At 59.2% G+C, this 22,182-nt stretch carries 22 protein-coding genes and 1 pseudogene; 16 read left to right on the top strand and 7 right to left on the bottom strand.

The window, feature by feature from the left end; genetic code table 11:
* Positions 1 to 210 (bottom strand): annotated as a pseudogene (locus OA90_RS28565) (IS630 family transposase); the annotation flags it as partial.
* A 103-nt stretch (positions 211 to 313) separates the two neighbouring features.
* Positions 314 to 487: a hypothetical protein gene (locus OA90_RS28560; RefSeq protein ID WP_156510501.1), complete on the bottom strand. Its 174-nt coding sequence runs from the start codon at positions 485 to 487 to the stop codon at positions 314 to 316.
* Between the two features lie 366 nt (positions 488 to 853).
* Here OA90_RS28560 and OA90_RS14540 point away from each other — a divergent pair, with 366 nt between their 5' ends.
* Positions 854 to 2,053 (top strand): DUF1176 domain-containing protein, encoded by a 1,200-nt coding sequence (locus tag OA90_RS14540; RefSeq protein WP_068412962.1) that lies wholly within the window; start codon positions 854 to 856, stop codon positions 2,051 to 2,053.
* Between the two features lie 218 nt (positions 2,054 to 2,271).
* Complete coding sequence (locus OA90_RS14535; protein WP_068412959.1) at positions 2,272 to 3,756, top strand: hypothetical protein; 1,485 nt, start codon at positions 2,272 to 2,274, stop codon at positions 3,754 to 3,756.
* Positions 3,757 to 3,958: 202 nt separating this feature from the next.
* Here OA90_RS14535 and clpS read toward each other — a convergent pair whose 3' ends face one another.
* The gene (clpS, locus tag OA90_RS14530; protein WP_068412956.1) at positions 3,959 to 4,261 is read right to left on the bottom strand and encodes an ATP-dependent Clp protease adapter ClpS; all 303 of its coding nucleotides are present in this window, start codon (positions 4,259 to 4,261) and stop codon (positions 3,959 to 3,961) included.
* Positions 4,262 to 4,788: 527 nt separating this feature from the next.
* Between clpS and OA90_RS14520 the strand changes: the two genes are divergently transcribed.
* From OA90_RS14520 to OA90_RS14505, 4 genes are all read left to right on the top strand, one after another.
* Positions 4,789 to 5,352: a chalcone isomerase family protein gene (locus tag OA90_RS14520; RefSeq protein WP_208986139.1), complete on the top strand. Its 564-nt coding sequence runs from the start codon at positions 4,789 to 4,791 to the stop codon at positions 5,350 to 5,352.
* Positions 5,349 to 6,698 carry an MFS transporter gene (locus OA90_RS14515; RefSeq protein ID WP_208986138.1) on the top strand — a complete coding sequence of 450 codons (1,350 nt, stop codon included), beginning with the start codon at positions 5,349 to 5,351 and terminating at the stop codon, positions 6,696 to 6,698. The genes OA90_RS14520 and OA90_RS14515 overlap by 4 nt, the downstream gene beginning before the upstream one ends.
* A 45-nt stretch (positions 6,699 to 6,743) precedes the next feature.
* The gene (locus OA90_RS14510) at positions 6,744 to 7,094 is read left to right on the top strand and encodes a DUF6665 family protein (RefSeq protein WP_068412948.1); all 351 of its coding nucleotides are present in this window, start codon (positions 6,744 to 6,746) and stop codon (positions 7,092 to 7,094) included.
* Between the two features lie 346 nt (positions 7,095 to 7,440).
* A complete protein-coding gene (locus OA90_RS14505) occupies positions 7,441 to 8,328 on the top strand; it encodes a DUF1402 family protein (RefSeq protein WP_156510507.1) in 888 nt (295 codons plus the stop codon).
* A 28-nt stretch (positions 8,329 to 8,356) separates the two neighbouring features.
* Here OA90_RS14505 and OA90_RS14500 read toward each other — a convergent pair whose 3' ends face one another.
* The gene (locus tag OA90_RS14500; protein ID WP_068412942.1) at positions 8,357 to 8,995 is read right to left on the bottom strand and encodes an MBL fold metallo-hydrolase; all 639 of its coding nucleotides are present in this window, start codon (positions 8,993 to 8,995) and stop codon (positions 8,357 to 8,359) included.
* Between the two features lie 226 nt (positions 8,996 to 9,221).
* On the opposite strand from OA90_RS14500, the gene OA90_RS14495 reads away from it, so the two are divergent.
* From OA90_RS14495 to OA90_RS14465, 7 genes are all read left to right on the top strand, one after another.
* Positions 9,222 to 10,319 carry a DUF1176 domain-containing protein gene (locus OA90_RS14495; protein ID WP_068412939.1) on the top strand — a complete coding sequence of 366 codons (1,098 nt, stop codon included), beginning with the start codon at positions 9,222 to 9,224 and terminating at the stop codon, positions 10,317 to 10,319.
* A 214-nt stretch (positions 10,320 to 10,533) separates the two neighbouring features.
* Complete coding sequence (locus OA90_RS29790) at positions 10,534 to 11,355, top strand: cold-shock protein (protein WP_068412936.1); 822 nt, start codon at positions 10,534 to 10,536, stop codon at positions 11,353 to 11,355.
* 330 nt (positions 11,356 to 11,685) lie between these two features.
* Positions 11,686 to 12,213 carry a GNAT family N-acetyltransferase gene (locus tag OA90_RS14485; protein WP_068413070.1) on the top strand — a complete coding sequence of 176 codons (528 nt, stop codon included), beginning with the start codon at positions 11,686 to 11,688 and terminating at the stop codon, positions 12,211 to 12,213.
* The gene (gene rlmJ, locus OA90_RS14480; protein WP_068412933.1) at positions 12,210 to 13,058 is read left to right on the top strand and encodes a 23S rRNA (adenine(2030)-N(6))-methyltransferase RlmJ; all 849 of its coding nucleotides are present in this window, start codon (positions 12,210 to 12,212) and stop codon (positions 13,056 to 13,058) included. The genes OA90_RS14485 and rlmJ overlap by 4 nt, the downstream gene beginning before the upstream one ends.
* Positions 13,059 to 13,156: 98 nt before the next feature.
* Positions 13,157 to 13,609: a hypothetical protein gene (locus tag OA90_RS14475; protein ID WP_208986137.1), complete on the top strand. Its 453-nt coding sequence runs from the start codon at positions 13,157 to 13,159 to the stop codon at positions 13,607 to 13,609.
* 16 nt (positions 13,610 to 13,625) lie between these two features.
* Positions 13,626 to 14,285, top strand: a complete 660-nt coding sequence (locus tag OA90_RS14470) for a ribonuclease T (protein WP_068412930.1) — start codon at positions 13,626 to 13,628, stop codon at positions 14,283 to 14,285.
* A gap of 49 nt (positions 14,286 to 14,334) precedes the next feature.
* Entirely contained in the window at positions 14,335 to 14,985 is a 651-nt protein-coding gene (locus OA90_RS14465; protein WP_068412927.1) for a glutathione S-transferase family protein, read from the top strand.
* A 49-nt stretch (positions 14,986 to 15,034) separates the two neighbouring features.
* Here the strand turns inward: OA90_RS14465 and OA90_RS14460 are convergent, their stop codons facing one another.
* Genes OA90_RS14460 through OA90_RS14450 form a run of 3 tightly spaced genes read right to left on the bottom strand, consistent with a single transcriptional unit; the run spans position 15,035 to position 18,399 of the window.
* On the bottom strand, positions 15,035 to 15,844 hold the full coding sequence (locus OA90_RS14460; RefSeq protein ID WP_068412924.1) for a glucose 1-dehydrogenase: 810 nt from the start codon (positions 15,842 to 15,844) through the stop codon (positions 15,035 to 15,037).
* Positions 15,845 to 15,892: 48 nt separating this feature from the next.
* Positions 15,893 to 17,686, bottom strand: coding sequence for an IlvD/Edd family dehydratase (locus OA90_RS14455; protein ID WP_068412920.1), 1,794 nt, complete (start codon positions 17,684 to 17,686; stop codon positions 15,893 to 15,895).
* A gap of 14 nt (positions 17,687 to 17,700) precedes the next feature.
* Positions 17,701 to 18,399 (bottom strand): GntR family transcriptional regulator, encoded by a 699-nt coding sequence (locus tag OA90_RS14450; RefSeq protein WP_068412917.1) that lies wholly within the window; start codon positions 18,397 to 18,399, stop codon positions 17,701 to 17,703.
* 263 nt (positions 18,400 to 18,662) lie between these two features.
* Between OA90_RS14450 and OA90_RS14445 the strand changes: the two genes are divergently transcribed.
* From OA90_RS14445 to OA90_RS14435, 3 genes are all read left to right on the top strand, one after another.
* Complete coding sequence (locus OA90_RS14445; protein ID WP_068412914.1) at positions 18,663 to 19,676, top strand: TRAP transporter substrate-binding protein; 1,014 nt, start codon at positions 18,663 to 18,665, stop codon at positions 19,674 to 19,676.
* Between the two features lie 93 nt (positions 19,677 to 19,769).
* Positions 19,770 to 20,582: a TRAP transporter small permease gene (locus OA90_RS14440; protein ID WP_244274626.1), complete on the top strand. Its 813-nt coding sequence runs from the start codon at positions 19,770 to 19,772 to the stop codon at positions 20,580 to 20,582.
* A gap of 4 nt (positions 20,583 to 20,586) precedes the next feature.
* Entirely contained in the window at positions 20,587 to 22,179 is a 1,593-nt protein-coding gene (locus tag OA90_RS14435; RefSeq protein WP_068412911.1) for a TRAP transporter large permease subunit, read from the top strand.
* Positions 22,180 to 22,182 lie beyond the last annotated feature (3 nt).

Raw genomic sequence — 22,182 nt, 5'->3', positions numbered from 1 at the left:
GGGGCCTTTTGCATTGAAACGCAAGACCCAGTCGCGGATCACCTGGACCGTCACGCCGCCGACCGCACCCGCATCGCTGCGCAAGCCGCCGTCATAGATCACTGCAAGCGCCAAAAGGCGCCGTGTTTGATCGGCATTCACCGAGCCACGGGCTAGATGACGAAGGGTTGGAGCATCAAAGTCATCTCGAAGACGGATAGGGGCGGACATGGCAAACTCCTCATGTTCCCCATCAGGAATCATATTCGCGAAACTTTGGGAATCCAAAAGAGTCGTCAAATTCGTCGCTTGGTATTATTTATTGCGGCTGGTATCAGATCCCCTTGAACAGCACCCCGGCCGCCAGGATCACATAGGCCGCGATCAGGAGCCACAGTGCCGAGACGCCGATGCTCGGAATGGCGATGCCGGCCAGCGGCAGGACGGCGATGATGAAAAGCACAAAGGAAATCAGGAAAACGATGAAGGAAGGGGCAGTCAGTCTCATGGGAACCTCTTGCAATTGAACCGGATTGAAAGCGGATGACCGCGGCGGGCTTTCTGCCCGGCCCGGTGCAAAATCCTGGGTGCCGGAACGGCGCGGCCACATGGCCCGACCCTGTTCGGATTGTCAATGCGGGACGCCGAAGTTGTTTTCCGGGCGCACCCTTTGTCTCCCCGCGCTCAGCGGCAGGTGTTGCCGCACAATCTGTTGCGAAGCCGTTCGCACCGGCTTTTCTCACGATTGACATCTTCTGCCCCTGCGTCATTGTTGCCCTGCATGCGCCGTGAAAGTCTCCGGACAGGGACTCGCGCGGTGCGGGGGAATGGCAAAGCCGGAGGTACTCCGGCGTTCTCGGGGGATGATCTGCGCATGAGACTTGGTTTTTCAGTTCTTTTTGTGGCCTTGTTCACGGTTCTTTTCACAGGCACCGCTTCGGCGGAGCTGACTGAAACCACATACGGCGACTGGTCAGTGCGCTGCAACGACAAGACCTACTGTATCGCCGAAACCCGGGGCACAGGGTCCAACGGCGAAGCCTTCAGGCTGAAGGTGGAGCGCGGTGCCAAACCGGAGTCGCAGGTTTTCGTCACGTTGCGGCCGGCGACAACGCTTGAGGTCGGCATGCGCGCCCGGATCGAGGTGGAGGGCGAAGAGGAGAATTACGGCTTCTTCGGCCTGGCGGAGAAGATCTATACCGGCAACGAGATGACCTTCGGCGGGGACGCCGACCGGGATCTGATGGAAAATCTCCGCCTTGGCATGAACGCCGTTATCCAGATCCAGTATGGCGGCCCGGCGGAAACGCTCACCTACCGCGTGCCGCTCACCGGCCTCACCCATGCGCTGCTGCGGATCGACGAGGAGCAGGGGCGCATCGGCAGGACGGATGCAATCGTCGCCTGGGGTGGGCTCCCCTCCGATACGGACGCGGACATCGCCGCGGCCCCGGCCGCGCAGCCGGAGGCCCCGAAATCCTCTTCCGCATCCGCAGCCCCGGCACCACAGGCACCGCAAACGGATCTGCCACCGCCTGTGATGCCGTCTCAGGAGAGGAACAATAGCGGCATCGATCGCGGCGCCCAGGGTCTCGTTTATGCGGTGTCCGAGATCCCGGATGAAATACAGATGATGGGCATACGCACGCTCGACTGTCATCTCGACGAAACGGTCCCCGCCTTTGGCGCGCAATATTTCGCTGAAGGCGATGTGGAGACCTGGGCCGTTCCCTGCCAGATGGCGGATGTCAACGTGCCCTATTTCCTGGCCACCCACATTCCCTTCAACCCCTCGCTCGACGAGTGGCGGGAATTCGAAACGCCGCCCGGCTTCAACCAGCCCAATCACGCGCTGGTCAACAATCTCTTCTACGACCCGTCCACCGGACAGGTCACCGGCACCACTTATTACGGCCCCGGTTATGACTGCGGCACCTTCGAGCGCCACGAGACGGAAGCCGAATCCGGCGAATACATCCTCATCGAATATCTGGAGAAATCCGCCTGCGACGGGGTCACCGGACCGCCGGAGGGCTGGCCACTCAGCTGGACAATTGACGAAATGGGCGACTGACCCACAGGCTCATGTTTCCACCGGGCGGTTAACCATAGGCTCAAAAACCGTTAAAAATGCAGAGACTTCTGTCTTTCTGAGGTAACACTTACCGCGCTATCCTGCAGTGTAGTCTGCGTGAGTCGTTGAAACGCCGGGGACTTTTGGGTTAAGAAAGAGTTAAGGTATTGCGTATCTGCCGCCGGACGTGCGCCGGCGGGGAAGGTCAGGAGACAGGAATGGGCATTTTCTCGAAATCCTCGCGCCCGGGCGATGAGCAGGAGCAGCAGGTTGAGAGCGGGGCATCAAGCGCCGAAATCCAGGAAGGCGCGCAGCTTCCGGACAAGAACAATGTCGAGCATCTTTCGCCTTTCGCTCTGAAAATGCAGGAAAAGATGAACCAGCTGGACGGGTTGAAATCCCGGGTCGGCGGGCTCAATCAGACATTCGACCAGATGGCCGCCTTTGCCGCGGAAAGCCAGACATCGATTCGCATGATGTCAGAGTTTCTGGAAGCGTCGCGCGCCGGCGTCGAAACCGAAGTCCGGTTGAAGTCTCAAAATGCCAAGATCTCGACCGATCTTCTGGACGCTGACCACAAGGTGAGGACACTCACCACCCAGCTGGAAGATGCCCAGGCGGAGGTCCATTCGCTTCGCAAACGCACCACCGAGACCCGCACGGCGCTGGAAACCGCCCGTAACGACATCGTCTCGATCCGTGACAACAACAAGAAGATCAACGACGAATACCGGCAGCAAAGCGCCAGACTGGTAGAGGCCAATGCGCAGATCGCCGACCTCAGCGGCGAACTCAACGACCTGAAAGCCAAATTCGAGACGCTGGAAAAGCATGCCGAGAACATCGGTTCGGATCTGGAAGCGGTCAGGCACCGGGAAAAGGAACTGCAGCAGAATCTGTCCGAAAGCGCAAAGCTGCTGGAAGACGAGATCCGCAAAAACAATCTGGTCACCAGCGAGCTGGAAGCTTCCAAGCGCGAGCTGGGTGAATTCCGCAACGACAATATCGACCTGAAATCCCATCTCGACGTCGCGAGCCAGGAGCTGGTTTACGCCAAGACGAGGCTGGAGGAAGAACAGCGCAAGCATGACAACGAGGTCTATGCGCTGAATGCGGAAATAGAGAACCTTTCCTCTCAGCGCCGCATCGGCGCTCAGTCGCTGCAGGAAATGGCCCGCGAGAACTCCACGCTCAAGGAGCGCAACCGCGATCTCCTCAAGCGCATGCAGGAAATCGAGCACCTTCTCGACAGCGCCCAGAAGAACCACGAGAGCGACCGCAATGAGCTGATGGCGACCTCCGCCAAGCTGCGTGAACTGAACCTGCGCTACAATTCGGCTCTGACGGATCTCAACCACCAGCGCAATCAGAACCAGAAATTCGCCGACAATCTGGAAGATCTGATCGAGGAAAACAAACGTCTGCAGCGTTACAAGATCCAGGTGGACACCGCCAACGAGCAGATCGTTCAGCTCAAGTCGGTCATCACCAACTACCAGATGGCCATGGAAGGCAAGGGACCGGCCGAAGAGCTGGGCCTGACCGAGAGCTACGACCCGATCGCGGAACTCGGCATCACCGAGCCCCTACCGGCGGAACAGGATCCGATCGACCTTGATGACGGCTCCTCCGGCGACGAAGGACCGGATGACGACACTCCCTCCGGTGGCGACGACAAGAAGATCGTCAAACTGCGCGACTGATTTTCATCGTACCTGAATACGAAAAGCCCCGGTCTTGAGCCGGGGCTTTGTTTTGAAGCGTGTCGTGTTCAAGAGGATCGATGGGTTCAGGAAGACGCCCGAGACAGCGTTTGCATTGCAAATGCGTTCGGACGATTTCCTGGCTTCAATTCAACGCGACATGCCGCAAGAGCAGCAAAGCAAGGCAGACGAGTCCCCCAGCCTATTCCGGCTCGACGGCCAATTGCAGCGGATAACCCAGTTCGCTGGCCGCATCAATCGCCCTTGTGGCCTTGGTCTCCGCGACATCCCTCGGATAGACGGAAATGACGCAGGCACCCTTCTGGTGTGCGGTCAGCATGACGACCTCCGCCTGAGCCATGTCCAGACGGAACTCGGCTTTCAGAATGAGCACCACGAACTCTCGCGGCGTGTAGTCGTCGTTCAGCAGAATGACCTTGTAGAGCTTCGGTTTCTGAAGCTTGGTCTTCTGCTGCAGTTTTGGTTTGAAGTCGATATCGCTCATGGCATTGACCCTGGATCGTCACGACGTCTTGCGAACCGGCAGCGCGGCGGAAGAGTCGACCGATCTACATTCCTTGAAAATCCTGTTTGCGTTCAAACGGACGCACATCGTTCCAGGCAACGAACCCGGAAGTACGGCACTGCCGGCAGGCAACCAGCCATCTGCCGGAACACCTGCGCCTGACGCAGGGAAGATCCTGAATGCGATACGACGTGTCTGACCGTCTGCACCACGTTCAAGGCCAATATAAAGCAAGCTGAAATCGAAGAAAACATGACACTTCGAAATTTGTCAGAAAACAGCCCCCCGGAAGAACGCGCTGCGACCAATACACATCCACCAAGTTTCGGATCAGTTGGCGGAGGTGCCCCAATTCCGGAAAAATCGGCAATCGGACACACGTCAAGCCAATGTTTTCGCGTCATTTTTATCGCTCTTCCGTCAGAAATTACCCTTGACCGATCCGGAAGATGTTTGGGCGCGTACAAGACAGGTATCAGGTTCGACGTATATTCGGGAGCGATATCTTGAAAACCCGCGCACATCCTCTTGCTTTCGGCAAAGCCGCAATAATCGCCCTCATGATGACATTCTGCTTTGCACCTGTCGTCTCAACTCCGGGACTTGCCGACACGGGCATCGCATCACGTGCCCTTCCCTCCGCGCAACTGGTGGGCAAGGGACGACTGACGTTCCTGGGCTTCAAGGTTTTCGACGCGGAGCTTTACGCTCCCCGGGGGAGCTACAGCCGCGGCGGACCGTACGCGTTGAAGCTGACCTACCTGCGTAATTTCAAGGGCAAGGCAATCGCAGACCGCTCCATCGAAGAAATCCGCAAGCAGGGTGGGACGCCCCCAGACAAACTGTCGTCCTGGGCCCGCCAGATGGCGGCGATCTTCCCGAATGTCTCCGCCGGACAGTCGATTACAGGTGTCAGAACAGCGCAGGGCAGTACCGACTTTTATCAAGGCCAGAGGAAACTCGGAACAATTGCCGACGCTGACTTCACCCGCAGATTCTTCGACATCTGGCTGGGAGGCCAGACACGCAATCCGAAACTGCGCGCGAAACTGGTCGGGTCCGGCTCTTGAAGCTGCGGGCCGACCGTCAGACGACTGCAGAAGTATCGCCCCGCGACCATGACACATCGGACGGACGGCCTGACGGCGCAACGGCTCCCGAGCTGACGCCGAGGTCATTGTCAGCCTATGGCGTGATGGCTTTTCCCCTCGCCTTCGCCGGATTGCCGATCTACCTGCATGCTCCCGATTTCTATGCGCTCACGCTGCAACTGCCCTTGACGGCGCTGGGAACAGCCCTGCTGGCCCTGCGGTTGTTCGATGCCATTCAGGATCCGCTTATCGGCAGCCTGAGCGACCGCTTTCATCGCTGGAGACATCTCATACTTCTGCTCGGCGCTTTTCTGCTCGGCGCCGGCTTCTGGATGCTGTTTCATCCGCTGGAACGGTCTCCCATGCTCTGGTTCACACTGTCGGTCCTGATCTGCACGACGGGATATTCCATCGTCGCGATCAATTTCCAGACGCTTGGAGGCCTTTGGCGGGCAAGCAGCGCAAGCCGCACCAGGATCACGGCGAGCCGCGAGGCCTATGGATTGGTCGGCCTCCTGGTCGCCTCTGTCATCCCGCCGGTATTGACCGGTTTCGTCGGTACCGAGGCTGCCTTTCATTGGCTTTCGCTGGGATATCTGCCACTTCTGGCCGCCGCATGCTGGCTGTTGTTCCGCTGGATGCGCACCGCACCGCTTATCGTTCCGACACCTTCGCGAAGATCGGCCGGGTGGATCAAGCTGATGACCGACCGCTGGCGCGCAACCTTCTTCTCGCTGGTTTTGCTGAACACTTTCGCGAGCGCCATTCCAGCGGTTCTGGTGCTGTTTTTCGTCCGCGACCGGCTGGGTGCCGAAAGTTATACCGGGTTGTTTCTGCTGATCTATTTTCTTTCAGGCGCGGCCTCGCTTCCCCTCTGGACGAGGGTTGCGCGCAAATACGGCAAACTGCGGGCGTGGCAGATGGCGCTGATCACCGCAGTCGTCACCTTCTGCTGGGCCAGCTTGCTGGCAGAAGGAGATATCATTGCCTACGCGCTGGTCTGCGCGCTGTCCGGTTTCGCCCTTGGAGCGGATCTGGCTTTACCGCCTGCCATCCTGGCGGACCATATCGAAGCCGATGACCGGGAATGGGAAGCCTCGCGGCTGTTTTCCGTCATGGCCTTTATGTCGAAGCTGTCGCTCGCGGCAGCCACCGGCCTGACTCTACCTCTCCTTGGCTTTTTCGGTTACCATCCGGGAAATGCCATGACACCGGATCTCGGCCTTCTGCTGAGCCTGACCTATGCCGGTTTGCCATGTGTGTTGAAGCTGATCGCCCTTGCGGGATTGCTTCTGTTCCACAAGGACCTTGCAAGGAACAGATAGGCAAAGCGATCTTCCAACACCGAAACGACAGGATGCGCCGCCCCGATGACGGTACGACCTCCCCGGAACATCGGCAACAAGGATGACCGGGACCCGCTTACTGCGGCCCTGGAACAGGAGATATTGAACGAGAAGGCCTCGACGCTTTCCCGGTTGACCGTGAAACTGGAACAAGCCCTTTCAGACCTGAAGACTGCAGAAAGCACGGCCGAACTGTCTCAAGAGGAACGGGACCGCCTTGTGGCGGCGGCCGGCGAGGCGCTTTGGCACGTCGTCATCCAGCGGGAACTCTGCGGCCTGCGCCAGCACAAGGCCTTCAATGACTTTCTTGCAGTGCCCAGCGAGGTCCGTTTGCGGATGGGTCCGGCCCGCCTTGCCGGAAAGAATTCACAATAACCTCGAGAAACAAACCTCTGTGACGGCGATCACTTCTTTGTTGATGGTGAGCGCTTAAGGGAAGGAAGCTGTTGCATCTGGGATGCCGTAGTGTTTCTTTCTGGGGGCTTTTTGCAGAATGAGTTATTTACTGTCGCATTCAGCGAGCTATGTAAAACCGCTACGGCCGGACGGCGCAGCCTCCGCTTGCGCGCGCATATTTAACAACAATACCAGGCGCAGAATGATCACTATGTGCAGGAAGACAGGTTCGTTCAGACTAAGCACCCTACTTCGCGCAGGGTGCCTGGCTACCGCGCTGCTCCTGAACCCTGCCGTTCCGCTCTTCCCGGCCAGCCAGCCGGCGATGGCCCAGTCGGTGCGCACGGTCCCGGAGGGCAACCGCTACAGGTCTCAGCCGAAAATACCCTATGCCTCGTCCCGCCGGACTTCGGCATCCAGGTCCTCCTATGACGCCAAGTTCGAAAAGGTGCTGGGCGTTCTGAAGCGCGACCGCCGGCTGATTTCGTCCATCAAGCGGGTGGCCTCGCGCTATGGCATCGATCCGATCCACCTCATCGGCGCCATCGTCGGCGAGCACACCTATAATTACGACACCCTCGACAGCGCGCAATCATACTACGTCAAGGCGCTCGCCTACGCCGGTGTGCGGATAAGTTTCGAAATCAACGGCGAACATGTCGAGACTTTCGTCGAGCGTCCGCAGTTCGACCGCTGCCGCAAGGATCACATTCAGGAGAGCAGCGACCGCCGCTGGTCCTGCTACGAGAGTGTCTGGAACAGCAAGTTCCGCGGCCGGTCCGTGGAAGGCGTGCGCTATCCGAAGAAGAATTTCAACGAAGCTTTCTTCCAGCCGCTTTTTGCCGGCCAGAGTTTCGGGCTGGGGCAGCTCAGCCCGCTGACCGTTCTGAAAATGACCGACCGCGTGGCCCGGCAAAGCAATTTCCGCAAGCTTCAGGCCTCCAATGCGGAAAGCGTTTACAAGGCCACGATGGATCCGAACATTTCGCTCCACTATATGGCCGCCATCATTCAGGACGCCATCGCCGCCTATAAATCCGTCGGCAAGGTCGATATCTCCAACAACCCTGGCCTCACCGCTACGCTCTATAATCTTGGGGACCCGTGGAGCCGGGCCGCAAGGTTCCGCCGCACCGGCCAGGCCTGGCCGCGCGAGAATTACTACGGCTGGCTGGTCAACGACCGCATCGACGACCTCAGAGCGCTTCTCTGAAACCGGTCAACTTCACAGCACCGGACCATCAGGTCAGAAACGGATTGTTCTCCCGTTCGCGACCGATGGTCGAAGCTTGTCCGTGACCCGGAATGAAGGAGACATCGTCTCCGAGCGGAAGCAGTTTCTCCCGGATTGACCTGATCAGGGTCGCGTGGTCGCCTCCCGGCAGGTCCGTCCGGCCGATCGAGCCGGCAAAAAGAACATCGCCGGAAATGGCGAACCGCAGATCCTTGTCATGGAAAACAAGATGCCCCGGAGAGTGGCCGGGACAGTGAAGAACGTCGAACATCCGGCCGGCAATCTCGACCTGATCGCCTTCGTCCATCCAGCGGTCCGGGGTGACCGGCCTGACCCCGTCGACACCGAATTGCGCGGCCTGATCGGCCACTCTGTCGATCAGTTGCCGGTCGGCTTCATGCGGTCCTTCGACAGGAACACCGAGGGCTTCGGCCAGATCGGCAGCTCCGCCCACATGATCTATATGTCCATGAGTCAGAACGATTTTTTCAACCTTGACCCCCTGAGCGTCGATGGCCGTCCGGATCCGGTCCACATCACCGCCCGGGTCGATCACCGTGCCGCGCATGGTGGCCGGATCCCAGATAAGTGAGCAGTTCTGCTGAAACGGCGTGACGACGATGACCATGACCTGGATCGGCGGCATGTCGTCTTCATGGCCGCCTGACGCGTCTTCTCCGCCGGCACTTGAAGTTCCTTGAGTCACTACCGCCTCCTCTGGCAGCGACGCCGGTCCGCCCCTATAGGAAATACGGGACAAAGGCGACCGCCGTCGTGTTTCTGGTCACTAGCGGCTTCACCTTGCCGCGTGCATTTCGTACAAGATGTATTGGCCGCTGAAAAGATGGCAACCATAATCGGGTAACCGGCTAATGACGCTGAGACTATTAACATTTCTGATATCCGCCGCAACGGTGCTCGGCTTCGCGTCCGGCGCATCGGCGCAGCCAGGCCGCACACCGCCCAGCTTCGAAAGCTGGACAGTCGATTGCGGCAATACGGGAGTGTGTTTCGCATCGTCCTTTACCCGAGCGCAATCGGTGTGGGTGGACCTGCGCATCGTGCGGGACTGGCAGGCCGAAGCCCAGCCCCTGGTGCGCCTGACCACCAATACCGAATTGCCGCAAGAGGGAAGTCTGCGCTTTGACGTCGACGGGGTGGAAATCGAGGCACTGCCGATCGAGCAGCTTCGCGAAATGCAGCCCACGGTGGCCGCTCCCGCCGGTTTCCGCCCTCTCGGCGGCGAGGGTTTCTGGTATCCGACAGGGCCTGTGACTGCGAATTTGCTTCAAGCCATGCAGTCCGGCAAAGAGCTGACAATCCATCTTCCCGTCGCAAAGGATGCTGATCCCGTGGCGGTTCCTGTCTCGCTTCAGGGACTGAAGGCCGGCCTTCTGTGGCTCGACAACCAGCAGGATCGCACGGGAACCGTTGCCGCCATCGTTTCACCCGGCACCGACCCCGCCAAGAACGCTCCCCATGCCATTCCGCTGGTCAGCGCGGATCAGCTGCCGCCGGAAGTCGCGGCGGTCTGGTCCGCCAATCGCCTGTGTTCCGAAATCGATCCGGCGATCTTCGCCGGCCTGAACGCGGTGCGCGTCCCCCTGGACGAAAACGGCTCGCTGTATATCATCCCCTGCGGCGCTCCGACTGCCTATAACAGCCCCTATGTCGCCGTCCTTTCCGGCAAGGACGGCGCAGCCCGGCAGGTCCATGTCGCCCGCATGTCGGAGAAGGGACCGGTAGCAACCGACCTGATCTACAATGCAAAGTGGTCACCTGCGGATGAGCAGCTCGTCAGCTACTTCAAGGGCTCCGGCGTCGGCGAATGCGGCCTCTGGAACAGGTGGATCTGGAACGGCACCGGACTGGTCCTGCTGGAAGAAGCCACCCGGAAAACATGCGACGGAACCGTCCCTGACTTGTCCATTTGGTCAAATACATGGCCTCCGAAAAACGCCCCGAATTAGCGCGCGGACCAAGGATTCTCTTGCGGTTTTATCCCTCCCGCCCTTATGATGAAAGCGCAGCGGCTGGATAGGGATGCGGCAGGAGTGTTTCAACCCGATCCCAGAATGTTGAGCAGGCGTACCGGGTGCGTCTGGTTGAGGTGACTCGACTGTGAAGGCGGGTGAGATTGGTCGGTATGTGCCGAAAGGGCGCAGCAGGTAAGGTGATCTGGTAATGCACGATGGCGATTCGGACCGGCGGACGCGTGGTCGGCGCGGCGGCAAACGTGAGTTTGGTGGTCCGCAAGACTTCGGCAGTGACTTCGGCGGAAGCGATTTCGGTGGCGGTGACTTTGGCGGCGGCCGGGATGGCGGCTACCGCGGTGGACGAGACAATGACTACGGTGGCGGCCACGGCCGCGACGACAGAAACAGCGGTTATGGCGGCGGCCGGGATGGTGGCTACGGCGGTGGTGGCCGCGGTGGCTATGGCGGCGGAAATCGCGAAGGTGGTGGCTATGCCGGTGGCGGCGGCGGTAATCGCGAAGGCGGTTACGGTGGCGGCAACCGCGGCGGCTATGGCGGTGGCAACCGCGAAGGTGGCTACGGCGGTGGCGGCTATGGCGGCGGCAACCGTGAAGGCGGTGGTTATGGCGGCGGCGGTTACGGTGGCGGCAATCGCGAAGGCGGTGGTTACGCTGGCGGCCGTGGAGGTTACGGCAACCGCGAGGGTGGAGAAGGCGGCGGCTTCGGTCAGCAGCGCCCGAACCGGGACATGCCTCCTGCGGAGCGCGGCCCGCGGCAACCCGGAACGGTAAAGTTCTTCAAGACGGACAAGGGCTTCGGCTTCATCACACCCGATGAAGGCGACGCGGATGTGTTCGTGCACATCTCCGCCGTCGAACGCTCTGGCTTTACCACCCTGGACAGCGGCCAACGGGTTTCCTTCGAAACCGAGCCGGATCGCCGTGGCAAGGGCCCGAAGGCTGTAGACCTGCAGGCTCTCGATGAAAACGGCAATCCTGTCGAGCAAGACAGCCGGCCGGCCGAGGACTAAAAACTCCCTCACCCGTCGGGTGAGCGATTTGGGCGTGGGTCAACCGCGCCCAAATTCATTTACAACTGCCGGGACCATCTACACTGCCCATCCGCCTCTGCACGGGACCGGTCGGTTCCGTCGGCACACGGCCTGAAAACACAAGGGTACCTGCCTTTCGCCACGCAGCTGCGATGCTCTTTGTGAACATCCCACCAGCGCTTCAATCTCATCTGAAAAACCTCTATAAGGCAGCTTGGACCGCGGACGCCCTGACGCGGCGCTATCGAACAATTCAAATGCTCCGCTTTCATGCAGGTCCCCTGCAAGCGGACCTATCCAGGTGGTTTCATGAAATCCAGGCCGTCTCCCACCGCAATCGTGCGGCCATTCAGGCCAGGCGATCTGAGCAAGCTTCTGCCGTTGAACAACGCATCCGTACCGGCCGTCAACGAACTGACAGCCGAGGATTTGCTCGACCTCGTCAATTCCGCACTGGTCTGCCTGGTGGCGGACATCAACGATATGCCCGCAGGTTTCCTGCTGTGCATCGGCGACGGCACCAACTACGAAAGCCGGAACTATCGCTGGCTGAGCGAACGTTTCTCCAATTTTGCCTATACCGACCGCATTGCCGTTGACGCAGAGCAGCGTGGCCAGAAAATCGGTGAGGCGCTTTATGACAGTCTCTTCCGGCATCTCGCCGGCTCAGGACGCAGCTTCGTCTGTGAAGTCAACGAGCGGCCGCCCAATCCGGGATCGCTCAGGTTTCACAAAAGGCTGGGATTTGAAGAGGTCGGCAAAGCCGATCACGGAGAAAAGGCCGTTGTGTACCTCCAACGGCCGCCTCAACCGGCAGATCCGGACCGGCAACCATGAACTACCGGCACGCCTACCATGCGGGAAATATCGGCGATGTGTTGAAGCACACCGTGTTGTCGCGGCTCATTGTCTATTTCAAGCGCAAGGACAAGGCCTTTCGCGTCTTCGATACCCATGCAGGCATCGGCCGCTATGATCTCACCTCGGTGGAAACGCAGAAGACTGGGGAGTGGCAACAGGGGATCGGCAGAATACTGGCCGCCGATATACCGGCTCCGGTTGGCGAACTTCTGGCACCCTGGCTTGACGTCGTTCGTGCGCTCAATCCGGACGGCGGGCTGAAGCTCTATCCGGGCTCGCCAGTGCTCGCGCGCAGCCTGATGCGCTCCAACGACCGGCTCACGCTGACGGAACTGCATCCGGCGGACTTCAAAACCCTGTCGGATCTCTTCACCGGTGACCATCAGGTCAAGACCATTCATCTGGACGGCTGGCTCGCGCTGGGCGGCTTTCTCCCCCCCAAGGAAAAACGCGGGCTCGTGCTGATCGATCCCGCCTTCGAGGAAACCGGCGAATTCGAGCGGATGACCGAGGCGGTTGTCGGTGGCTGGAAGAAATGGCCCGGAGGCACTTATGCCATCTGGTATCCGCTGAAGGACGCCAGGGCGGTTCGGCGAATGCACGAAACGTTCAGGGAATCCGGTCTGCGCGATGTCCTGACACTGGAACTCAATACCGGCAAGAGCGGCCCGGATATGCGTATGCTCGGCTCCGGCATGACCCTCATCAACGCGCCATTCACGCTGGACGGCGAGATGCGCGTGGTCTTGCCATGGCTTAGTGATGTCCTGCATCTGGGGCCCGGAGCAGGTTGGAACGTCACCCAGCTGATCGGCGAATAAACAGCCGGAACCGGTCACTTTTGCCTGGATCAATGCTTGACCTCGGGCCTGCCCTCCCCCATCGTCGTCCTCTCAGTTCGCATACTGGAGTTTCTGCCGTGCATATTGCTCGTTTCACCCGCTTTTTCCTGCCCCTCCTAACTGTCCTCACTCTCTGCGCGGGCCTTGCGGTCCCGGCCACCGCGGAAGACAACCGCGTCTATTTCTCCTTCGGCGATGAGAACCGTCTGCCCGCCTGCACCGCAGCCTCCGTTCAAAGTGCCGTTGCGGGTTCTGTCGCGAGCGCCAGAAGGGACTATTACGACGGCCGCACCATCACCGGCATCGATGACATACGCGAAACCGGTTACCAGGCGGACATCAGCCCGGTCGCGCGCCGGTACTGCCACGGCAAGGCCAGCCTCTCGGACGGCAGCTTCCAGTCCGTCCACTATCTCGTCGAGGAACACGGCGGTTTTCTCGGCATTGGCTGGAACGTGGAGGCCTGTATGGCGCCTCTCGACAAATGGCACGTCTACGGCGACCATTGCAGCACCATGCGCCCGCGCTGAACGAAAAGGCCTTTCCATGGCGCTCCCGAGCCGAGCGTGGCTGAAGATCTTCTGCCTCCTGGCAAGCGGCCTGATATCTACAGCCACCCTGGCGGACCAGCCAGGGGAGTTCGGTTTTTACGTCCTGTCTCTTTCCTGGTCGCCGACTTACTGCAAGCAGGAAGGCAAGGCTGTCAATCCTTACCAGTGCGATGTCGCCGATCCTTATCGCTTCGTGGTGCACGGCCTCTGGCCGCAATATGAGCGGGGATACCCGCAATCCTGTCCGGGCATGCCGGAGCGGATAGATCGACGGATCGCCGTGGATATGGAAGACATCATGCCCAGTCATTCCCTTGTCTTCCACCAGTGGCGCAAACATGGCACTTGCTCCGGTCTCGATCCGGAGGATTATTTCGGCCTGACCCGCCGGGCTTATGAGAAGATTGCCATTCCAGGCGTCTTCAAGAAACTGGACAAGCGCGGCAAAGCCGCACCGGCAACAGTTGAAAAGGCCTTCCGCCTTGCAAATCCGGGGTTACAGGAAGATGGCATGGCCGTCACCTGCGACCGGGGAGAGCTGGAGGAAGTCCGCATCTGCCTGACGAAGGATCTGGCGTTCCGCTCCTGCACCGCCGTTGACCGTGCCGGATGCCGGTCCGACAGCTTCGAAGTTCCCCCACCCGGCGCCCGGTAAGACCTCACCGGCCGCATTTTTCAAACCTCTCTGTTCAGGAGCCTGAACCATGATGAAATTACGTTCGTCTCCCCCTTCCCCTTTCGGCCGCAAGGTGAAAATTGCCGCGGCGATCCTCGGCCTGAAAGACAAGATCACGGTGGAAGACACCAACACCGCGGATCCGTCCGACAGCATTCGGAACCAGAACCCCCTCGGAAAAATTCCGGCGCTCGTGCTGGAGAACGGCGACGTGCTGTATGACAGCCCCGTCATCATCGAATATCTTGATTTTCTGGCTGGTGGCGGCAACCTATTTCCGGAAGGCGAGGCCCGCTTCGCGGTGCTGCGCGAGCAGGCTCTCGCAGACGGCATCATGGACGCTGCGATCCTTCGGATTTACGAAAAGCGCTTCAAGGAAAAGCAGTATCGCGATCCCGCATGGGACGCCTACCAGGGAGCAAAGATGGAGCGAGGCTTGGCGTATTTCGAGGAAAATACGCCTCCCGCGCCGGCGTCCGCGGCCGATGTCACGGCAGGCACATTGACGCTGGCCTGCTCTCTTGGATATCTCGACATGCGCTATGGCGGAGAATGGCGCCGAGATTATCCCGGGTTGGTTGCCTGGCTGGATGCGTTCGAAGCCGCGGTGCCCGCATTCACAGACACCAGGCAGCCGCCGGCCCCCATGTCAGATAACGCCGCTGCGCCTCTGCGGTAACCCGAGGTGAAGTAAGCCCGCTTTCACGTCCCCTTGAAAGCGGGCAGCATCATGCGTGCGGCGTGATGCCGAATTCCCCGTTTATCGGCCAGTTGATGCCGCTCGATGTGCCGCCGTCCACCCTGATTGTCTGTCCTGTCAGGAAAGCCGCGGCGGGTGAAGCCAAAAAGATTGCGGTGCCGATCAGGTCGTCTACGGAGCCCATGCGCCCAAGCGGCGTGACAGTCCTGTTCCAGGCTTGCAGATTCGGATCAGACCAAAGCTTTTCGGTAAGATCTGTCAGAATGAAGCCAGGTGCCAGGCCGTTCACCCGGACGCCATGCTTTCCCCATTCCAGAGCCATGACGCGGGTCATGCTGGACAGACCGGCTTTCGACATTCCATAGGGCCCGACCTGGGCAAGGGAATTGAAAGAGGACAGGCTGTCCACGTTGATCACGCAGCCATTGCTCTGAAGGATCATCTGCCTGCCGACGGCCTGCGCCATGAAGAACGCGCCGCGCAGATTGATGTCCATGATCATGTCGAATTCTTCAGGGGTATAATCGACGGCCGGCTTGCGGACATTCACCCCCGCGCAGTTGATCAAGGCATCGATCTGGCCGTATTGCGCAACGACCGCGTCGATGCAGGCCGTGATCGTGTCCGTATCGCTGACATCGCAAACTTCATAGGTCATCGGGATCGGCGAAGCCGGAGCAGTCTCGCAGGCATTCCGCAGTGTTTGTTCATTGCGGCCGGTGATCACGATCCGCGCGCCACGCGTCGCGAACGCCTCCGCCATCGCCAGCCCAATACCCCTGCTGCCGCCTGAAATCAGAACGGTTTTTCCCGATACATCGAATAGTGTATCCGTCAATTCATCAACTCCCGGCCGACGCTCCTCTGCATCGGATGAAAAACTCAGTCAGTGGCTGTCGCGCGGCATCTGATGGCGAACCTTCTGATAGGACGTCGCCATTTCCAGACACCCACCTTCCGCCAGTTGGCCGACATTCGCGCGGTACAACTCTTGCCAGGGCGTCTGGTTCTCCAGATCGGGCGGAGACCAGCTCTTGCGCCTGTCGCTCCACTCCGCTTCATCCACCAGCGCATTGAGTGTGCGGTTGTTGAGGTCCAGCCGAACCTTGTCACCATTCTTGAGCAAGGCAAGACCACCGCCGACAACCGACTCCGGCGACGCATTGAGAATGGAGGGGCTTTCCGATGTGCCCGACTGTCTGCCGTCGCCAACGGTCGGCAGATGCATGACCCCCTCTTTCAAAAGCGCGTCCGGCGGCTGCATGTTCACGACCTCTGCAGACCCGGGAAAACCGACGCAGCCGGTGCCCCGGATAAACAGGATGCAGCCCTCGTCGATACCCAGCTCCGGATCGTTCAGTGTCGCATGGTAGTGTTCAGGCCCCTCGAACACGACAGCCCGCGCATCGAACACGTTTTCCGCCCCCGGTTTGCTCAGAAAGCGTGCCCGGAACGTCTCCGAGATCACACTGGTCTTCATCAGTGCGGAATCGAACAGATTCCCGCTCAGAACCATGAACCCGGCCTTCTTGCGCAACGGATTGGCCACGCTCGCGATCACCTCGTGGTCACTGCTTCTGGTATCGACAAGATTTTCCGCCAGTGTCTTGCCGGAAACCGTCAGAACATCGTCATGCAACAGCCCTTCCTGAAGCAATTCCCCCATGACCGCGGGAATGCCCCCTGCCCGGAAGAAACGTTCGCCCAGATATTTGCCCGCCGGCTGCATGTTGACGAGAAGCGGCAGATCATACCCTTGCTTCTGCCAGTCATGAATATCGAGATCGACGCCGATATGCCGCGCGATCGCCTGCAGATGCGGGGGCGCGTTGGTGGACCCTCCTATTGCGGTTGCAACCCGGATGGCGTTTTCGAACGCCTCGCGTGTCAGCACTTTCGACGGGGTCAGATCCTCTTCCACCATCGCGACGATGCGCTTGCCCGTCTCATAGGCCATCCCCATGCGCTCGCGGAACGGCGCCGGAATGGCGGCGCAGCCCGGCAGGCTCATTCCCAGCGCTTCAGCCAGGGCATTCATCGTGCTTGCTGTGCCCATCGTGTTGCAATGGCCCAGCGACGGCGCGGAAGCGCAAACGCGGCTGATGAACTCGTCGTAATCGATGACCCCTTCAGCGAGCAGCCGCCTGCTTTCCCAGATGATCGTGCCTGAACCCGCCAGTTCGCCTTTCCACCAGCCGTCCAGCATCGGCCCCCCCGACAGAACGATTGCCGGCAGATCCACGGTGGCGGCTCCCATCAGCATCGCCGGTGTGGTCTTGTCACATCCGGTTGTCAGAACAACACCGTCCAGCGGATACCCGTGCAGCACCTCCACCAGACCCAGATAGGCGAGGTTGCGGTCCAGAGCCGCTGTCGGTCTCTTGCCGTTCTCGTGCAGCGGATGGATCGGAAACTCGATCGGTATCCCGCCGCCGTCACGAATGCCTGCCTTGATCCGCTCGGAAAGCAGAAGATGGATCTTGTTGCAGGGTGTCAGTTCGGAACCGGACTGGGCGATACCGACAACAGGCCGGCCGGACTGGAGTTCTTCCGGCGTGAAGCCGTTATTCTGATAGCGCTCCAGATAGAGGGCCGTCATCGCCGGATTGTTCGGATTGTTGAACCATTCCTGCGACCTCAATCTGGACTTGGCCAAATACTTCGAACGATACTTGTCCATTCCCTGTCTGCCCCTCAACCATTGCCAGCCGTGGAGGTTTCCTCCTCGGCGAACACAATTCTGATGTTGTCGATTGCACGCCTCAGGTGTTCTCTCATTTCGGAGGAAACCTGCTCCTTGTCACGCAGCCGAAGCCCTTCGACGATCCGGCCGTGATCGATCATCGCCTTGTCCCGGGCGGCCCGGTGACGCGCGGACAGGAACCGGACCCGCCACAGGCGCGAGTGGTACTGTTTGTGTGTCTTGATCAGAGAAGCGTTCTTCGTAGAAGCGACGATCGCCTCGTGAAAGGCCATGTCGATCTGGAAAAATTTTATTTGGTCGGGCTCCTGCACATTTGCGAGCATCATCTTGTGCATGTCCTCGATCTTGTCGATTTCACCCTCGGAGGCCTCGTCGCAGGCACATTCTCCCGCAAGCCCTTCCAGGGCCGACTGCACCAGAAGCAGGTTGCTTACCTCGACAAATGTGGGATTTGCCACGACCGGGCTTTTCGAGGGCGACATTTCGACAAGGCCCTCTGCTTCAAGAACAAGAAGCCCTTCTCGCAAAGGCGTGCGGCTCACTCCGAGGGCAGCTGCGGTTTCCCGTTCCGGAATATTCTTGCCAGGAGGCAACTGCCCCAACAGGATTTGTTGGCGAAGAACATCGGCGATTTGATCGCCGAGCCGCTGACGTGGCAAGGAGGGGAGATCGATGGTAGCGTTTTTCATCAGTGACACGGTTGTTTCTCAGCACATGTTTCAGGTTTTCGGTCTTTGGAACTTTTTCCGGACGAACCGACCCATATTTGGTATACCAACTAAAGGTCGAGATATATAACAAATGTTAGTTTAGTGGTATAATATCAATACAAGTTGACAGCATCAGCGGATGTGACTACGAGTTTAAGGTGTGGCTGTCGCGCTGAAAAATCCAAACCGCTGTAGTCGCCAGTCTTTCCCGGGAGGAAAGATGTGCAATTGGGAGGAACGATATGAAATTCATTAGCCTGGCGGCTGTTGCCGCCTTGTCCGCTGGTCTTGCGACAGGAGCAGCCGCGGCCGACTTCAATTTGCGCCTGCAAACACAGTATTCGGCCGAGTCCGTGTCGGGTCAGCTGGCGCAGGAGTTCATCGACAATGTCGAGCGCATGTCCGGTGGACGTGTTGAAATCGAAATGTTCTGGTCGTCGGCCGTTGTCGCCACGGTCGAGGGTTTTGACGCCGCTGCAACCGGCATTCTCGACGGTGAAATGCATGGCGGCGCTTACCAGACCGGCAAAAATCCGGCATTCCAGTTCGTGGGCGACCCCATGGGCGGCTATGACACGCCCTGGGAGCTTTACAGCTTCTACTACTTCGGCGGCGGTAAAGAGGCTGCCAACGAGCTCTACGAGGCGCACAACATGCATCTCGTCGGTTGGTGGACCGGCGGTCAGGAAGCCATGTCCTCTTCCCGGCCGATCGCCGGCCCCGAAGACCTGAAGGACTGGAAATTCCGGTCTCCTCCGGGCCTTGAAACCGAAATCTTCGCCGAACTGGGCGCTTCTCCGATCGTCATCGACTTCACGGAAGTGTTCACGTCGCTTGAAACCGGCATCATTGACGGTGCGGACGCATCCAGCCTCGCCAACAACGTCGGTCTCGGCCTCTACGACATCGTCGGACATGCCACCTATCCCGGCTTCCACTCGATGCCGGTTGACCACGTGACGTTTAACCTCGACGTCTGGAACAGTTTTCCGGACGACATCAAGGCGATCATCGAAACGGCGACACAGGCATTGGCTTTCAAGACTTCGATGACGATTCATATCGCCAACGAAGAAGCGGCCACAATGCTGAAGGAAAAGGGCGTGATACTCTACGACTGGTCGGCGGAAGACCGTGCCGAGTTCCGCGCCGGCGCACAGCGTGCCTGGGACGGCTGGGCCGACAAGACACCGGAAGCCAAGGCTCTGGTGGAAGCACACCGTGCTTTCCTCCGCCGCATTGGCAAAATCGACTAGACTCCAACTCCTTGCCTATGTGTAGAGTTAACGAGCCCTCCGGGGCTCGTTTTTCTCTTCTGTCCGGATTGTCAACGCGCAAGGGAGGCCGTTGTGACTGTTCAAGCTGAAAGTGTGTGGCTGGGTTCCGCAAGAGAACCGGTCAGATTGCTCATGTGGGCCAGTATATTCGGCGCTGGCGCACTCGTGCTTTGGCTTATCCTGGGCGTTCTGTTTTTCGGTTCCGATGTCGGCATGAAGCAGTTCCTCTCGCCAAGAGAAACGCCGATCGTGTTCCTGACGCTGATCCTGCTGAGCATCGTTCTGCTTTCCTCGAGCGTCTACCTCTCCGACAGCCGAGGTGCAATCGAACCTGCGCCTTCCGGTTTCTTCGATATTGTCAGTCTGGTTTGCGCGCGCCTGTCCATGATCGCAACCGCCGGCATTGTCTTCGTGATGTTTTTTGAAGTTGTGTCACGCTACGTTTTCGAAAAACCGACACTCTGGGCGAATGAGCTTTCCCTTTGGATAGCCGGCTTCGTATTCCTGCTCTCCGGACTCTACGCGATGCAGCAGCGCAGCCATATCCGTATCTATATCATCTATGACCTGCTTCCCCGTTGGCTCCAGAAGCTATCGGATGTCATCTCGGTGCTCCTGATCTGGACCTTCGCCTTTCTGCTGATCTGGGGTGGATACAACGAGGCGGTCGCCAAGTTTTTCCGCTGGGAAACATTCGGGACCGCTTGGGATCCCCCCATTCCCGCTACCATCAAGCCCGCGATTTTGATCGTTGTGCTTCTGGTGGCGATCCAGGCCTTGTCCAACTTGATCGCCGACTGGAACAAGGCGCCGGAAGCTCACTTGCCGGTCGATGAACTCGACGAGCAGGAAATCGAACTCATACGCAAGAATATCGAGGGCTAGCGGGATGGACGTTGGAACGATTTCACTTCTACTGCTGCTGGGCCTGTTCCTGCTTCTCGCCCTGGGAATGCCGCTGGGATTTGCCTCGGCAACTCTGGCCGGCGCAATTCTGATAATGAAGTTCGGGCCGGATCTGCTGTTCCGGGATTTCGGCCGAGGCCCACTGGCTGTCATAGGCCAGGCGATCTACCGGCAGATGACGAACTACGTCCTCATATCCGTGCCGCTGTTCATATTCATGGCCGCGTTGCTGGAGCGAAGCGGCATAGCCAAAGACATGTATTCCTCGCTCAATGTCTGGCTCAGCCGGACGCGGGGCGGCATCGCGATCGTCACGTCGATCATGGCCGTAATCATGGCGGCCATGTCCGGGATCATCGGCGGAGAAGTTGTTCTGCTTGGTCTGATCGCCCTGCCCCAGATGCTCCGGCTCGGTTACAACCAGAACCTCGCCATCGGAACGATCTGTGCAAGCGGTTCGCTTGGCACCATGATTCCGCCGTCGATTGTTCTGATCTTTTATGGCCTTGTCACGGAAACCTCCATCAAGGCTCTGTTCACCGCATCGTTCCTTCCAGGCTTCATGCTGGCGTCCTTCTTCCTGATCTACATCATCGTCAGAACCCGGTTGAACCCGGAACAGGCACCCTTGCCCGAACCGGATCCCGATGATCCGCAAGGCAGGGAAAAAGCCAAGCTCTTCGCCGGTTTCATGACCGTCATCGTTCTGGCGGCAACCACCTTGATCCTGGTGCGCACATTGTTCTTCACCCTGACCGGGGCAAACGATGTGACCGAGGGTGTCGATCCGATCACCTGGGGCATGGTCTCGGATATCCCATATCAGCTCGGCATACTGTTTGTCGGTTTCCTGCTTGTCGTGTTCGTTTTCGGCCGCGACGGCATCCGGCAGGGGTGGAATATGGGCAAGGGCCTTGTCGCGCCGCTGGTCGTCATCGGCGTTGTGCTCGGGTCCATATACGGTGGCATCACCGGCATAACAGAGGCGGCGGCAATGGGTGTGGTCGCGGTCTTCGTGATCTCTGTTCTGCGCCGCGAAATGAGCACTGAAGTGCTCCTCGACTCACTGATCCGCACCATGAAATCCACTGGAACCATAATCTGGGTAACAGTGGGCGCGGCAGCTCTGGCCTCCGCCTATACGCTCGTTGGCGGCCCGACTTATGTCGCCAATCTGATCGTTGGAACCGAACTTCCCACGATGGGCATCATACTCGTGATGATGGTGGTGTTTCTGATCATGGGCATGTTCATGGACTGGGTCGGTATCGTCTTGCTGATCATGCCGGTCTTCCTGCCCATCGTCATGGCGATGCCCGTCGACGAACTTGGCTTCTTCGGCAATGTCCAGCCCAGCCATGTCGCGATCTGGTTCGGGGTGGTGTTCACGATGAACATGCAGGTCAGCTTCCTGTCACCGCCTTTCGGTCCGGCAGCGTTCTATCTGAAATCCGTGGCACCCTCACACATCTCTCTGACCGATATCTTCAAGGGTTTCCTGCCCTTCATCGGTATTCAGCTTCTGGCTCTGCTCATTCTTCTCACATGGCCGAACCTGGTTTCGGTGTTCCTGTAAGAG

Source organism: Labrenzia sp. OB1 (assembly GCF_001624695.1).
Taxonomy (GTDB): Bacteria; Pseudomonadota; Alphaproteobacteria; order Rhizobiales; family Stappiaceae; genus Roseibium.
The sequence above is the reverse complement of the archived record's forward strand: the minus strand, read 5'-3'. Positions and strand labels throughout refer to the sequence as shown.